This window comes from Pantoea sp. OVA07A, from assembly GCF_019969975.1.
GTDB classification, from domain to species: Bacteria; Pseudomonadota; Gammaproteobacteria; order Enterobacterales; family Enterobacteriaceae; genus Pantoea; species Pantoea agglomerans.
Genome location: NZ_JAHXYM010000001.1, coordinates 1,196,108 through 1,210,214, shown reverse-complemented (window position 1 = coordinate 1,210,214; position 14,107 = coordinate 1,196,108). Strand labels below are relative to the sequence as shown.

Annotated in this window: 13 protein-coding genes; 10 read left to right on the top strand and 3 right to left on the bottom strand. The window is 53.4% G+C overall.

The genetic code is table 11. The features are described 5' to 3' along the window. Positions 1-264: 264 nt before the first annotated feature. A complete protein-coding gene (bolA, locus tag LC417_RS05760; protein ID WP_008924895.1) occupies positions 265-579 on the bottom strand; it encodes a transcriptional regulator BolA in 315 nt (104 codons plus the stop codon). A gap of 286 nt (positions 580-865) precedes the next feature. On the opposite strand from bolA, the gene LC417_RS05755 reads away from it, so the two are divergent. From LC417_RS05755 to LC417_RS05720, 8 genes are all read left to right on the top strand, one after another. After that, positions 866-1,444, top strand: a complete 579-nt coding sequence (locus tag LC417_RS05755) for a lipoprotein (RefSeq protein ID WP_010255406.1) — start codon at positions 866-868, stop codon at positions 1,442-1,444. 57 nt (positions 1,445-1,501) lie between these two features. Continuing rightward, positions 1,502-2,992, top strand: a complete 1,491-nt coding sequence (gene ampG / locus LC417_RS05750) for a muropeptide MFS transporter AmpG (RefSeq protein ID WP_187515222.1) — start codon at positions 1,502-1,504, stop codon at positions 2,990-2,992. A gap of 444 nt (positions 2,993-3,436) precedes the next feature. Further along, positions 3,437-4,363, top strand: coding sequence for a cytochrome o ubiquinol oxidase subunit II (gene cyoA, locus LC417_RS05745; protein WP_010255402.1), 927 nt, complete (start codon positions 3,437-3,439; stop codon positions 4,361-4,363). Between the two features lie 4 nt (positions 4,364-4,367). Then, positions 4,368-6,350, top strand: coding sequence for a cytochrome o ubiquinol oxidase subunit I (gene cyoB, locus LC417_RS05740; protein WP_010255400.1), 1,983 nt, complete (start codon positions 4,368-4,370; stop codon positions 6,348-6,350). Further along, positions 6,350-6,967, top strand: a complete 618-nt coding sequence (locus LC417_RS05735; protein WP_223565597.1) for a cytochrome o ubiquinol oxidase subunit III — start codon at positions 6,350-6,352, stop codon at positions 6,965-6,967. The genes cyoB and LC417_RS05735 overlap by 1 nt, the downstream gene beginning before the upstream one ends. Continuing rightward, the gene (locus LC417_RS05730) at positions 6,967-7,296 is read left to right on the top strand and encodes a cytochrome o ubiquinol oxidase subunit IV (RefSeq protein ID WP_008924889.1); all 330 of its coding nucleotides are present in this window, start codon (positions 6,967-6,969) and stop codon (positions 7,294-7,296) included. The genes LC417_RS05735 and LC417_RS05730 overlap by 1 nt, the downstream gene beginning before the upstream one ends. Positions 7,297-7,309: 13 nt before the next feature. Continuing rightward, positions 7,310-8,197 (top strand): heme o synthase, encoded by an 888-nt coding sequence (gene cyoE / locus LC417_RS05725; RefSeq protein WP_010255394.1) that lies wholly within the window; start codon positions 7,310-7,312, stop codon positions 8,195-8,197. A gap of 132 nt (positions 8,198-8,329) precedes the next feature. Beyond that, on the top strand, positions 8,330-9,694 hold the full coding sequence (locus LC417_RS05720; RefSeq protein ID WP_010255391.1) for an MFS transporter: 1,365 nt from the start codon (positions 8,330-8,332) through the stop codon (positions 9,692-9,694). A 747-nt stretch (positions 9,695-10,441) separates the two neighbouring features. Here LC417_RS05720 and LC417_RS05715 read toward each other — a convergent pair. Continuing rightward, positions 10,442-10,933, bottom strand: a complete 492-nt coding sequence (locus LC417_RS05715; RefSeq protein ID WP_003852530.1) for a YajQ family cyclic di-GMP-binding protein — start codon at positions 10,931-10,933, stop codon at positions 10,442-10,444. A gap of 135 nt (positions 10,934-11,068) precedes the next feature. Here LC417_RS05715 and panE point away from each other — a divergent pair, with 135 nt between their 5' ends. Both panE and yajL read left to right on the top strand, forming a co-directional pair. Beyond that, positions 11,069-11,989 (top strand): 2-dehydropantoate 2-reductase, encoded by a 921-nt coding sequence (panE, locus tag LC417_RS05710; RefSeq protein WP_033756769.1) that lies wholly within the window; start codon positions 11,069-11,071, stop codon positions 11,987-11,989. Beyond that, positions 11,943-12,539 (top strand): protein deglycase YajL, encoded by a 597-nt coding sequence (gene yajL, locus LC417_RS05705; RefSeq protein ID WP_010671202.1) that lies wholly within the window; start codon positions 11,943-11,945, stop codon positions 12,537-12,539. Before panE ends, yajL begins: the two co-directional genes overlap by 47 nt. Positions 12,540-12,618: 79 nt before the next feature. Here yajL and thiI read toward each other — a convergent pair whose 3' ends face one another. Then, on the bottom strand, positions 12,619-14,067 hold the full coding sequence (gene thiI, locus LC417_RS05700; protein ID WP_223565596.1) for a tRNA uracil 4-sulfurtransferase ThiI: 1,449 nt from the start codon (positions 14,065-14,067) through the stop codon (positions 12,619-12,621). Positions 14,068-14,107: the final 40 nt, after the last annotated feature.

Sequence of the window (14,107 nt, the reverse complement as noted above, 5' to 3'; positions counted from 1 at the left end):
TCAACTTCAGACACCACACATAGTGAAATGCGCCGTATCCAACAACCGGGACGGCTTCCGTGAAGAGAACCTGATCCCTGTTACCAGAAGCGTCCCGAAGACATTCCGGAAAAATAGACGCAGCATTATAGCGGCATCGCTGGAATGAGTCGAGGATGCTAACTCACCACTTTTCAGCAGGTTTGCTGCTTTTTTGAGCCAGGGATCGCGTTTTTCGCTAAATAACAGAAAAAACGGCCCGCAGGCCGTTTCAGAGAAGGGAGATCAGGCGAGTGTTCCGGCACCACGACAGTTAGGCGAAGCCAGTACGGTATCCTGCAATCCTTCCCACTCTTTCAGGGTGTAAGTATGAAGGGCTAAGGCATGTACGCTACCCGCTAACTCAGCGGCCAGTTCGCCATAAATCAGGCGATGACGTGCCAGAAAGCGCTGGCCTGCAAAGCAGTCGCTCACGATGACCACTTTGAAGTGACTTTCCGATCCGGCAGGAACATTGTGCCGGTAACTTTCGTCGTGCACTTCCAGATGAGCTGGCTGAAACGCCACACGCAGCTTTTCTTCTATTTGTTCGCGGATCATGGCTATTACTCCTCAATGGCGAGCGCAGTGCCCCATCTCATTCAATCTTAGTCGCTTTTAGTGCGCTTACCCGCAAGCGCACGCTAAATATTGCATTTTATGTCAGGCCGCTTCCGGCACGCATAATAACGCAGCTGAAACGAACAGCAAACCGACCTGTCAGACAAGAGGCTTAAAAAGGTTTCAGACACAATTTCCCCGGCAACAGGGCTTTTTTCACTGCCGGGCAATGCTATGATGACCGCAGTTTTTGCAAACCAACCCCCTGACACCAACGAGAAAAAGTATGTTGAAAAAACTGTTATTCCCACTGTTGGCTGCGTTCATTTTAGCCGGCTGTGCAACCAGCAATAATACCCTGACTATCCAGCCTAAAATTCAGTTACCACAGCAGGACCCAGGCCTGATGGGCGTGACTGTCAGCATCAACGGTGCCGACCAGCGTAAAGATCAGGCGCTGGCAAAAGTAAACCGTGATGGTCAGTTAGTGACCTTAACGTCGTCGCGTGACCTACGCTTCCTGCTGCAGGAAGTGCTGGAGAAGCAGATGACAGCACGCGGCTATATGATTGGTCCTAATGGCGCGGTCGATCTGCAGATTGTGGTGAACAACCTCTATGCCGACGTCACTCAGGGCAATGTGCGCTACAGCATCACCACCAAAGCGGACATCTCTATTATCGCAACAGCGAAAAACGGCAACAAACAGGTTAAAAACTACCGCCAGACTTACAGCGTAGAAGGCGCGTTCAACGCCAATAACCAGAAGATTACCAACGCGGTGAACGCCACTATGAGCGATGTGATCGCGGATATGGCTCAGGACACCAGCGTCAACGACTTCATCAAGCAGAACGCCCGTTAATTCAGTCTCTCCTCTGCCCTGCCTTGCGCAGGGCTTTTTGTTATCTGCAGGATCCGCATGAACCACTATCTTCGCCTCTTCAGCCAGAAAAACGCCGCCGTATTGCTGCTTCTTGGTTTTGCTTCCGGACTGCCGCTGGCCCTGACATCGGGCACGTTGCAGGCGTGGATGACGGTGGAAAATGTCGACCTGAAAACCATCGGCTTCTTTTCGCTGGTCGGCCAGGCCTATGTCTTTAAGTTTCTCTGGTCACCGATGATGGACCGCTATACGCCGCCGTTTCTGGGCCGGCGTCGCGGCTGGTTACTGGTCAGTCAGCTGGCGCTGGTTGGCGGGATAATCGCGATGGGATTTCTGCAACCGGGACGCGATCTTACCCTGATGGCCGCGCTGGCCGTGCTGATTGCCTTCTGCTCCGCCTCACAGGACATCGTTTTTGACGCATGGAAAACGGACATCCTGCCGCCTGAAGAGCGTGGCAGCGGCGCGGCGATTACCGTGCTGGGGTATCGACTGGCAATGCTGATTTCCGGCGGGCTGGCGTTGTGGCTGGCTGACCGCTACCTCGGCTGGCAGGCAACCTACTGGCTGATGGCGCTGATGATGGTGCCGGGCATTATCGCCACGCTGGTGGCGAGCGAGCCAGATACCCGTATCTCCACACCCCATTCACTGCGTCAGGCGGTGGTCGATCCGCTAAAAGATTTCTTTCAGCGCAACAACGCCTGGCTGCTGATTACCCTGATTATTCTTTACAAGCTGGGCGATGCGTTTGCCGCCTCGCTGACCACCACTTTTTTGATTCGCGGCGTGGGCTTCAACGCCGGTGACGTCGGTCTGGTCAACAAGACGCTGGGTCTGCTGGCGACCATTATCGGCGCGCTCTATGGCGGCGTACTGATGCAGCGTCTGAGCCTGTTCCGGGCGCTAATGATTTTCGGTCTGCTGCAGGCTGTCTCGAACTTTGGTTACTGGCTGCTGGCGGTGACCGATAAACAGTTGTGGAGCATGGCCAGTGCGGTCTTTGTTGAAAATCTCTGTGGCGGCATGGGCACCGCGGCCTTTGTGGCGCTGTTAATGACGCTGTGCAATAAGTCGTTCTCCGCTACCCAGTTCGCACTGTTGTCGGCGCTCTCAGCGGTTGGTCGGGTCTATGTTGGCCCGGCGGCGGGCTGGCTGGTGGAACTCTGGGGCTGGTCGACCTTTTATGCTTTCACGGTGATGGCGGGTCTGCCGGGCCTGGTGCTGCTGGCTTTCTGCCGACAAACATTGAATCAGGTCGAGGAAAGTGGCAATTTTCTGACACGTAGCTACTATCCTCATGGCTATCGCTGGACTAATCGTCTGTTTGCAGCCGGATGCGGCGTGCTGGCGCTCTGGCTGGTGGCTCTGGCACTGAATGCGTTGGGCGTGACGGCGCTGACACCGCTGCTTACCCGGCTGTTTGAGCTGGGAATGACACTCTCCCTGCTGGCGGTGCTTTCGGGAGTGTTGCTGGACTATCGGGCGCTGAAGAGAACCCCTGCGTTGCCTGCATCAGATGCTTAAGTGAAATCGATAGGTTTACGGGCTGCGGCTTATTTTATGACACCCCGATAAGTCGCCGCCATTTATCATCGCGTGTTATTTTTTAAAAATAACAATATGACCTGAGGAGGCGTAGCGGAAATACTAAAAACCGGTGAGCAATTACTTTAGTTAAATTTCATCGCGCAAATGATGCAGACTTGTTAAATATTTGGGAGTTAAAAGTAAGGGTTATTCCTTTCCCTGATTTTTTTACGGTTACTTCCATTGGTTTTTGTTATATTGATGCCAACTGCTTGTCTGCGTTAATTATTTGTCACCTGGCGCAACATCTGTGACACCCTTAGCAAAAGGTGTCAACACGTATCTGACACATCCTTAAGCTGGTTTACACTGCATAAACCTTCCCGTAAAATGCGCGCACACTTAAACGACAATAGAGCCCTTTGTCATTGAGGTCGTTAAATGAGACTCAGTAAATACAATAAAAGTTTGGGGATTTTGTCATTAATTGCAGGCACTTTATTAATGAGTGGCTGCGATAGTGCATTGTTAAATCCCAAAGGACAGATTGCACTGGAGCAACGTTCGCTGATACTGACTGCCTTTGGCCTGATGTTGATCGTCGTCATCCCCGCAGTCCTGATGGCCGTGGTGTTTGCCTGGAAATATCGGGCGTCCAACACGAATGCGAAGTACAGCCCTAACTGGTCACACTCTAACAAAGTGGAAGCCGTGGTCTGGACCATTCCGATCCTGATCATTCTCTTCCTCAGCGTGCTGACCTGGAAATCAACCCACGCACTGGAGCCCAGCAAACCGCTGCAATCTGATGTGAAACCGGTTGAGATCGATGTGGTTGCACTGGACTGGAAATGGTTGTTCATTTACCCGGAACAGGGTATTGCGACCGTGAACCAGATTGCCTTCCCGGCAAATACTCCGGTGAACTTCAAAATCACGTCTAACTCCGTCATGAACTCTTTCTTCATCCCAACGCTCGGCAGCCAGATTTATGCGATGGCTGGTATGCAGACCAAGCTGCATCTGATTGCAAATGAGCCGGGAATTTTCGACGGTATCTCTGCGAACTTCAGTGGTCGTGGTTTCTCTGGCATGAAGTTTAAAGCCATTGCAACCAAAGACGATGCGGAATTCCAGCAGTGGGTGGCTAAAGTTAAAGCAGCCCCTAACACGCTGAACACTATGGATGATTTCGAGAAAGTGGCTGTGCCAAGCGAAAATCACCCGGTGGAATATTTCTCTTCAGCTGATCCGAAACTGTTCATGCAAGTCATCGACAAGTTCAAGATGAGCCACGGGAAAATGGACATGCCAAAACATGAAGGTATGGACATGAGTCACGCCGCTTCCGCGGGAGCCGAGGAATAATACGATGTTCGGAAAATTAACACTTGATGCAGTGCCGTACCATGAGCCGATTATCATGGTTACGGTTGCCGCTATCCTGATAGGTGGTGCAGCGCTGGTTGCTGCCCTCACCTATTTTGGTAAGTGGAAATATCTGTGGTCTGAATGGCTGACGTCAGTCGACCACAAACGCCTGGGTATCATGTACATCATCATGGCGTTCGTCATGCTGATTCGTGGTTTCGCTGATGCCATTATGATGCGTACCCAGCAGGTTATGGCTTCGGCCGGTGAAGCGGGCATTCTGCCACCGCACCACTACGACCAGATCTTTACCGCGCATGGCGTGATTATGATCTTCTTCGTGGCGATGCCGTTCGTGGTTGGCCTGATGAACATCGCGGTTCCGTTGCAGATTGGTGCACGTGACGTTGCGTTCCCGTTCCTGAACAACCTGAGCTTCTGGTTTACTGCGGTCGGTGTGATCCTGGTTAACCTGTCTCTGGGTGTGGGCGAGTTCGCACAGACCGGCTGGCTGGCTTATCCGCCGCTTTCCGGCGCGGAGTACAGTCCCGGGGTCGGGGTCGATTACTGGATCTGGAGCCTTCAGCTTTCAGGTATTGGTACGACCTTAACCGGTATTAACTTCTTCGTGACCATCCTGAAGATGCGTGCACCGGGCATGAGCCTGTTCAAAATGCCGGTATTTACCTGGACCGCGCTGTGCACCAACGTCCTGATCATCGCTGCGTTCCCGGTTCTGACCGTGACCCTGGCGCTGTTGACCCTTGATCGTTATCTCGGCTTCCATTTCTTCACCAATGAAATGGGCGGGAACATGATGATGTACGTCAACCTGATCTGGGTCTGGGGCCATCCGGAAGTGTATATCCTGGTACTGCCGGTGTTTGGTGTGTTCGCAGAAATTACCGCGACCTTCTCCAAAAAACGTCTGTTTGGTTATACCTCACTGGTGTGGGCGACCATCGCCATTACCGTGCTGTCGTTTATCGTCTGGTTGCACCACTTCTTCACCATGGGTGCAGGTGCCAACGTTAACGCCTTCTTCGGTATCATGACGATGATCATCGCGATTCCGACCGGGGTTAAAATCTTTAACTGGCTGTTCACCATGTATCAGGGCCGCATTCAGATGCACTCTGCCATGCTGTGGACCGTTGGCTTCCTGGTAACCTTCTCTGTAGGGGGTATGACCGGCGTACTGCTGGCCGTTCCGGGTGCTGACTTTATTCTGCACAACAGCCTGTTCCTGATTGCACACTTCCATAACGTTATCATCGGTGGTGTGGTGTTCGGTTGTATGGCGGGCGTGACCTACTGGTTCCCGAAAGCATTTGGCTTCACCCTGAACGAAACCTGGGGCAAGCGCGCATTCTGGTTCTGGATCATTGGCTTCTTCGTTGCCTTTATGCCGCTGTACGCACTGGGCTTCATGGGTATGACGCGTCGTCTGAGCCAGGATATCGATCCACAGTTCCACACCTTACTGGTGGTAGCTGCGGGCGGTGCCGGTCTGATTGCGCTGGGTATTCTGTGTCAGCTGACCATGTTCTACGTCTCGGTACGTGACCGCGATCAGAACCGTGATGTGACGGGTGACCCATGGGGCGGTCGTACGCTGGAGTGGGCAACCTCTTCACCACCACCGTTCTATAACTTTGCTGTCATCCCGCATGTGCATGAGCGTGACGCTTTCTGGGAAATGAAAGAGAAAGGCGAAGCGTACAAACAGCCGGAATCTTATGAAGAGATTCATATGCCGAAAAACAGCGGTGCCGCAATTATCATCTGCGCATTTGCAACGGTAATGGGTTTCGCGCTGATCTGGCATATCTGGTGGCTGGCGGGTGTTTCATTCCTCGGCATGATCGTTTCCTGGATCGTGAAGAGCTTCGACGAAGACGTGGATTACTATGTTCCGGTTGCCGAAGTTCAGAAGATTGAGAACCAGCACTTTGACGAAATCAGCAAAGCAGGTCTGAAATAATGTCAACTGAAACTCTGATTAAACATCACCACGACGCCCATGCGGAGCATGGGCATCACGATGCAGGAGCCAATAAAGTCTTTGGCTTCTGGATCTACCTGATGAGTGACTGCATTATCTTCGCAACCCTGTTTGCGACCTATGCTGTCATGGTCAACAACACTGCCGGTGGCCCGTCAGGTAAAGATATCTTTGAGCTGCCGTTTGTTCTGGTAGAAACCGCCCTGCTGCTGTTGAGTTCGATCACTTACGGCATGGCTGTTATCTCCATGAACAAGGAGCAAAAAGGTGCCGTTATCGGCTGGCTGGCGCTGACCTTCCTGTTCGGTCTGGGCTTCATCGGAATGGAAATCTATGAATTCCATCATCTGATTGCTGAAGGCTTTGGTCCGGATCGCAGTGGCTTCCTGTCTGGCTTCTTTACGCTGGTCGGTACCCACGGTCTGCACGTGACCTCAGGTCTGATCTGGATGCTGGTTCTGATGTTCCAGATTTCCAAACGTGGCCTGAACGCGACTAACCGCACTCGTATCATGTGTCTGAGCCTGTTCTGGCACTTCCTGGACGTGGTCTGGATTTGCGTCTTCACCGTTGTTTACCTGATGGGAGCCATGTAATGAGTCATTCTGTTAACGAACATGGCGCTTCACACGGTAGCGTGAAGTCCTACATGATCGGCTTCATCCTCTCTATCATCCTGACGGCGATCCCGTTCTGGATGGTAATGGATGGCAGTGCATCTCACGGTACTATCCTTGGTGTTGTTCTGGTATGTGCGGTGATTCAGGTGCTGGTTCACCTGGTCTACTTCCTGCACTTAGACAGCAAATCTGAGGGTGGCTGGAACATGGTAGCCATTGTCTTCTCGGCCATCATCATCCTGATTGTCGTAGTAGGCTCACTGTGGATCATGTGGAACCTCAACTACAACATGATGCCTCACTAAAGAGTCACGCGTAATGTTTAAGCAATACCTGCAAGTTACAAAACCAGGAATTATTTTCGGGAATTTAATTTCTGTGATCGGCGGATTTCTGTTGGCTTCCAAAGGCAACACGGATTACGCCCTGTTTCTCATCACCCTGGTGGGCGTGTCACTGGTGGTTGCATCGGGTTGTGTGTTTAACAACGTGATCGACCGCGACATTGACATCAAGATGGAGAGAACCAGGAATCGGGTGCTGGTAAAAGGCCTCATCTCCGCGAAAGTAAGCCTGGTTTATGCCACTGTGCTGGGTATTGCTGGCTTTGCGTTGCTCTACTTCGGTGCTAATCCGCTGGCCATGTGGCTGGCGGTGATGGGCTTCGTGGTGTACGTGGGCATCTACAGTCTCTACATGAAGCGTAATTCCGTTTACGGTACGCTGATTGGCAGTCTGTCGGGTGCTGCGCCGCCGGTTATCGGCTACTGCGCGGTCTCTAACCAGTTTGATGCTGGCGCATTAATCCTGCTGGCGATCTTTAGCCTGTGGCAGATGCCGCATTCGTACGCGATTGCCATCTTCCGCTTTAAAGATTACCAGGCAGCGAACATCCCGGTTCTGCCGGTGGTGAAAGGCATTTCCGTGGCTAAAAATCATATTACGCTCTATATCCTGGCGTTTATGATTGCCACGCTGATGCTGACGCTGGGAGGCTACGCGGGCTACAAATATCTGGTAGTGGCTGCTGCGGTCAGCGTCTGGTGGCTGGGCATGGCGTTATCGGGTTATAAAACCGCTGATGACCGTGTCTGGGCGCGTAAACTGTTTGTCTTCTCTATCGTGACCATCACCGCACTGAGCGTGATGATGTCGGTGGATTCGATGGCTCCGGCCTCGAAGGACCTGCTTACTTACGTCTGGTAACCGGCACCGATACAGCATGAAAAGGGCGCGATTTTCGCGCCCTTTCTTTTTGTTACCACTGCTTAAAAACTATTGTTTTACCCGCCCTGCCCCGCCCCCTAGAATAAATGCAGCACATTAACAGAGGTTGGAATGAACGATAATAAAATGACTCCGGTGGAGCTGCGCGCCACATGGGGCCTCGGTACGGTCTTTTCCCTGCGCATGCTGGGAATGTTTATGGTCCTGCCGGTACTGACCACTTATGGCATGGCATTACAGGGCGCGAGTGAAACCTTAATTGGCCTGGCAATCGGCATTTATGGCCTTGCCCAGGCGATATTTCAGATTCCTTTTGGTCTGCTCTCCGATCGCATCGGGCGTAAGCCGCTGATCGTTGGCGGACTGTTGCTGTTTGTCCTGGGCAGTATTATTGCTGCCTGCACTGACTCCATCTGGGGCATTATTCTGGGCCGTGCACTTCAGGGCTCAGGCGCGATTGCCGCTGCCGTGATGGCGCTGTTATCCGATTTAACCCGTGAGCAGAACCGCACCAAAGCGATGGCGTTTATCGGCATCAGTTTTGGCGTTACCTTCGCGATCGCCATGGTGGTCGGCCCGATTGTTACTCACGCACTGGGCCTGCATGCGCTGTTCTGGATGATTGCGATTCTGGCGTCGCTGGGTATCGTGATCACTCTGCTGGTGGTGCCATCGGCCTCCCATCATGTTCTGAACCGTGAATCAGGCATGGTTAAAGGCAGCTTCCGCAAAGTGCTGGCTAACCCACGTCTGGTGAAGCTCAATATCGGTATTTTCTGCCTGCACGTCCTGCTGATGTCGAGCTTTGTCGCGTTGCCGGGGCAGTTTGAACAGGCAGGCTTCCCGGCTCCCGAACACTGGAAAGTCTATCTCTCCACCATGCTAATCGCTTTTGCCGGCGTAGTACCCTTTATCATTTATGCCGAAGTGAAGCGCCGCATGAAGCGTGTCTTTGTCGGCTGCGTCGGGATGATTGTCATTGCCGAGATCGTATTGTGGGGCGCGGAAGGACATTTCTGGACGCTGGTGGTGGGTGTTCAGCTCTTCTTCTTCGCCTTCAACCTGATGGAAGCGATTCTGCCTTCGCTGATCAGTAAAGAGTCGCCTGCGGGCTACAAAGGCACGGCGATGGGGATTTACTCCACCAGCCAGTTCCTGGGCGTGGCCGTTGGCGGCAGCATGGGTGGCTGGGTATTTGGTCATTTCGATGCGCAGACCGTATTCCTGGTTGGCGCGATGGTGGCCGCAGCCTGGCTGTTTGTCAGCATGACAATGCAGGAACCGCCTTATGTCAGCAGCCTGCGCATCGTGCTGAGTGATGCCGCATTGGCCGTGCCGAATCTGGAGCAGCGCCTGAAAGCGCAGCCGGGCGTTAACTCTGTGTTTATCGTGCCCGAAGAGAAAAGCGCCTATATCAAAATTGATAGCAAGGTTACCAGCCGCCCTGAGCTGGAAGCTCTGCTGGGTAGTTGCTGATAAAAAACCGGTTTGGCATGTTAGCTGTGAGATCGATCTGACTTAGGAAGCAGGCCCAGAGAGCCAGCTTGATAGGGTGAGCAACATCAGTCCATTTCGCTGTGAGATCGAGCTGGCTCAGGGAACACGGTCAGATCGGAAAGTCGCAAAAGCCGCCATCCATGGCACGCTCGGCCCGCGCCGTCCTGGCGCGGGACGCTTTCCTCCTCTGACCGTGTTCCCTGCGCCCCTGAGCTTTTGAGTTGCTGCTAAGTTCCCCCAGGATTTGAATCTGTTAACAGACTCAAATCCAACTCAATTCTGGTTTCAGACAGCTTATAAACTCAAAGCAAGGGGGCCAGCATAGGCTCAACCGCGCCAAACCCGGCACAAGCCTTCTTACAGACAACTCATAAATCCAAGGCGATGGGAGCCTGTGCCTGTAGCAAAGCATCGCGGGCCAGGGACAAAAACGCCGGGAGCGTTTTTGAACAACGCAACGCGTTGGCCCGGCTACGGGCGCACCTCAGGGATGAGGTGCGTAATCGCCCGCGCTGAGCCGCCATGGATGGCGCTTTTGCGTCTTTGCGAAAGGCACAGGCTCCCTGAGCAAGCGCGCGATCGCACAGACGCCCTACAGCTCCCAACTCTCTCCAGAATTTCGACTTGTTTAAAGCGACAGAAGCCCACCCAAACTCAACAACAAAAAACCCGGCCTTAGCCGGGTTTTTATCACTGCATTCATGCTGAAATTCAGCCGGCCCCCGCTTAATCGCGGAAGTTTTTAAACTGGAATGGCTGCCCCAGATTGCTGCCGCGCACGATTGCCATCGCACCCTGCAAATCATCACGCGCTTTGCCGGTTACACGCAATGCTTCACCCTGAATCTGGGTCTGCACTTTCAGCTTGCTGTCTTTGATCAGCTTCACCAGCTTCTTCGCCACGTCGCTTTCAATGCCTTTTTTCAGTTTGGCATCGACCGCCCAGCTTTTGCCGCTGTGCTCAATCTCTTCCGGCACCTCTAAAGCACCGCCTTCAATCCCGCGCTTCAGTAACTTCTCACGCAAAATATCCACCAGCTGCTTAACCTGAAAATCGGACTCGCTGGTGATTTTGATGGTTTCATTCTTTTCGTTGAGCTCAAACTCGGCGCTCACGTTGCGGAAATCGAAGCGGGTAGACACTTCACGGTTGGCATTTTCCACCGCATTGCGAATTTCCTGCAGATCGACTTCTGAAACGATATCGAAAGATGGCATCTCTTCTTCTCCTGACGCTAAAGTGACATGCATAATACGCGTCTTAAGGTGCTAAATAAAATCAGGCTGCACACAACGCTATAATGACAGTGTGACAGTAAATAATAGATGGATAGCCCGCCAGCGGGAGGCAGCATGAAAATTACCGTGTTAGGTTGCGGTGCTCTGGGTCAGATCTGGATGACAACCCTTGCCCGCCAGGGACATGAGGTGCAGGGATGGTTGCGGGTGCCGCAGCCCTACTGTTCAGCCAATGTGATTGATCCACAGGGTAACATTTCGAACCGCACGTTTATCGCCAACGATCCGCTGTTTCTGGCAGAAAGCCAGCTGCTGCTGGTTACGCTCAAAGCCCCGCAGGTCTCGCCCGCGGTGAAAAATCTGGAAAGCGTGCTGCCAGAAAACTGCCCGGTGCTCCTGCTGCACAATGGGATGGGGACGCTGGAAGAGCTGAAAGGGCTGACTCAGCCGCTGCTGCGTGGGGTAACCACCCATGCGGCGATGCGCGATGGCACCGTCATCAAACACATCGCCAGTGGCATCACCCACATCGGCCCCGGTAACCGCAAAAGCGCCGCTTACAGCGATCTCGCCGACATCCTGCATCATGCCCTGCCTGACGTCGCCTGGCATGACAACATCCGGGCGGCCTGCTGGCGCAAGCTGGCAGTGAACTGCATCATCAATCCGCTTAGCGTGGAGTATGAGTGCCAGAACGGTGCCCTGCGCGCTTATCCGGAGCAGATCGCGCAACTGTGCGAAGAGATCAGCTGGGTCATGGAGCGCGAAGGTCAGAACGTTGCCAGCGAAAGCCTGCAGGACATCATCTTCGACGTGATTGAAAGCACCGCGGCCAACACCTCTTCGATGCTGCAGGACATACGCGCCCAGCGTCTCACCGAAATCGACTATATCAGCGGTTTTCTGCTGCGCCGCGCCCGGACGCACGGCCTGGTGCTGACGGAGAATACCCGTCTGTATGACATTGTAAAACGCAAGGAGTCCCATTATGACCGCGAACGCATCAGTGCTGGTTTGCCTGGCACATGGCAGTGAAGAAACCGAAGCTGTCACCACCATCGACCTGCTGGTACGCGCCGGGCTGAACGTTGTCACCGCCAGCGTCGAAAGCGACGGCAACCGGGAGATCGTCTGCTCACGCGGTGTTCGTCTGCTGGCTGACGTGACGCTGGTTGAAGTCGCCGACAATGATTTCGCCGCCATCGTCCTGCCCGGCGGCCTGAAAGGCGCCGAAACCTTCCGTGACAGTCCGCTGTTAGTCGAAACAGTACGCCAGTTTCACCTCAATGAAAGGATCGTCGCCGCTATCTGCGCAGCAGCAGGCACGGTACTCATCCCCCACGATCTCTTCCCGGTCGGTAACATGACTGGCTTTCCCGGCTTAAAAGAGACCATTCCGTCAGACAAGTGGATGGAGCGGCGTGTGGTCTGGGATCCTCGCGTCAATCTGCTGACCAGCCAGGGGCCTGGCACGGCAATGGATTTTGCGCTGAAGCTGATCGATCTGCTGGTGGGAAAAGAGATGGCGCGCGAAGTGGCCGCACAGCTGGTGCTGGCTCCCGGCATTTATGACTATCAGGCGTAAACACGCTGAGTTGATCAATCTGTTTAAGGCAATGCAGCCAGTCAGACCTGAACAGGCGCTGACTGGCTCTGAGGCATCACTACGGGCGGTAGACTTTCACGTTTTTAAAGCCCTGCTCATGCAGATAGAGTGCCTGCAGACGGCTCATCACACCACGATCGCAGTAGAGCAACCAGGTCCGGTTCTGATCGAGATCGCCAAACTGCGTACTGAGTTTGTAGAACGGCAGCGATTTCACTTCCGTAGCTTTCAGTGCCAGAGGCTTCTCTTCCTGCTCATCAATAGAGCGGATATCCAGCACCACGTCGTTCTCACTCAGCATGGCGACGGTCTCAACTTCAACCACCTCCTCTTCTGTCTGCTCAGCGATGGTACGGATATCGACGTTGGTCGCCTCTTCAATGACCCGATCCAGAATCGTGAAGTCGAAATTCTGCTCTTCAGCCTCGATCTTCTCTTTCACCGCTTTCACGGTCGGGCTTTTTGAGATCACACCGCAATATTCCGGCATGGTGCTGGCGAAATCTTCGGTGCCAATCTCACGGGCAATCCTGATGATGTGCTCTTTGTCATGAGAGATCAGCGGACGCAGAATCAGCGTATCAGAGGCGTTATCAATCAGGCGCAGGTTGGTCAGCGTCTGGCTCGACACCTGACCCACCGCTTCACCGGTAACCAGCGCCTGCACGCCGTAGCGCTCAGCAATCGTCGAGGCGGCACGCACCATCATGCGCTTCAGCACCACGCCCATCTGACCGTCATCCACTTTTTCGAGGATCTCACCCACTACCGGCTCAAAATTGATCGCCACGAACCGCACGCGGTGTGAACGACCAAAACGATTCCACAGATAGTGCGCAACCTGACGGACGCCAATCTCATGGGCGGCACCGCCAAGATTAAAGAAGCAGTAATGTACGCGACTGCCGCGACGCAGCAGCATATAGCTGGAGACGCCGGAGTCAAAGCCACCGGAAATCAGCGACAGCACATCTTCCTGCGTGCCGATCGGGAAACCGCCCAGACCTTCGTAGCGCGCAGTCACCAGCGTCAGACGATTCTCTTCAACTTCAAGATTCACCGTCATGTCCGGGTTTTTAAGCTGTACGCGGGCGCTTTCAATATGCTGATTCAGACCACCGCCAACATAGCGCTCCACATCCTGTGAACTGAAGCTATGCTTACCACGACGCTTAACACGCACGCAGAAGCTCTTCCCTTCAAGGCTGTCGCGATACTGCACTAAAGTCTGTTCAAAGATGTGATGAATATCGGTGTACTCACGATCTTCAACCGCTAAAACGTGATGAATCCCCGGAATGCGCGTCAGCTCATCGGGAATAATGTCCCGCAGCACCGGATTTTTCGAACGCACTTCAATGTGATCCCAGTGACGCACAACGGCGATTTCGTCGCTAACGGTTTTCAGGACGTTGCGGATATTGCTGGCAAGAATCTTGATAAAGCGCAAACGCACCGACGGACTCTTGATGGTGATTTCAGGAAATAACTTGATGATAAACTTCATGGCGGCGACACAGCTTCGTTGGGCAAATAAGTGCTAAAAC

Bases quoted from the DNA above. Each gene is read 5' to 3' on its own strand.
- LC417_RS05735 (WP_223565597.1), top strand. From the start codon at position 6,350: ATGTCAACTGAAACTCTGATTAAACATCACCACGACGCCCATGCGGAG.
- LC417_RS05720 (WP_010255391.1), top strand. From the start codon at position 8,330: ATGAACGATAATAAAATGACTCCGGTGGAGCTGCGCGCCACATGGGGC.
- LC417_RS05730 (WP_008924889.1), top strand. From the start codon at position 6,967: ATGAGTCATTCTGTTAACGAACATGGCGCTTCACACGGTAGCGTGAAG.
- LC417_RS05755 (WP_010255406.1), top strand. From the start codon at position 866: ATGTTGAAAAAACTGTTATTCCCACTGTTGGCTGCGTTCATTTTAGCC.
- cyoA (WP_010255402.1), top strand. From the start codon at position 3,437: ATGAGACTCAGTAAATACAATAAAAGTTTGGGGATTTTGTCATTAATT.
- thiI (WP_223565596.1), bottom strand. From the start codon at position 14,067: ATGAAGTTTATCATCAAGTTATTTCCTGAAATCACCATCAAGAGTCCG.
- cyoE (WP_010255394.1), top strand. From the start codon at position 7,310: ATGTTTAAGCAATACCTGCAAGTTACAAAACCAGGAATTATTTTCGGG.
- ampG (WP_187515222.1), top strand. From the start codon at position 1,502: ATGAACCACTATCTTCGCCTCTTCAGCCAGAAAAACGCCGCCGTATTG.
- bolA (WP_008924895.1), bottom strand. From the start codon at position 579: ATGATCCGCGAACAAATAGAAGAAAAGCTGCGTGTGGCGTTTCAGCCA.
- yajL (WP_010671202.1), top strand. From the start codon at position 11,943: ATGACCGCGAACGCATCAGTGCTGGTTTGCCTGGCACATGGCAGTGAA.
- cyoB (WP_010255400.1), top strand. From the start codon at position 4,368: ATGTTCGGAAAATTAACACTTGATGCAGTGCCGTACCATGAGCCGATT.
- LC417_RS05715 (WP_003852530.1), bottom strand. From the start codon at position 10,933: ATGCCATCTTTCGATATCGTTTCAGAAGTCGATCTGCAGGAAATTCGC.
- panE (WP_033756769.1), top strand. From the start codon at position 11,069: ATGAAAATTACCGTGTTAGGTTGCGGTGCTCTGGGTCAGATCTGGATG.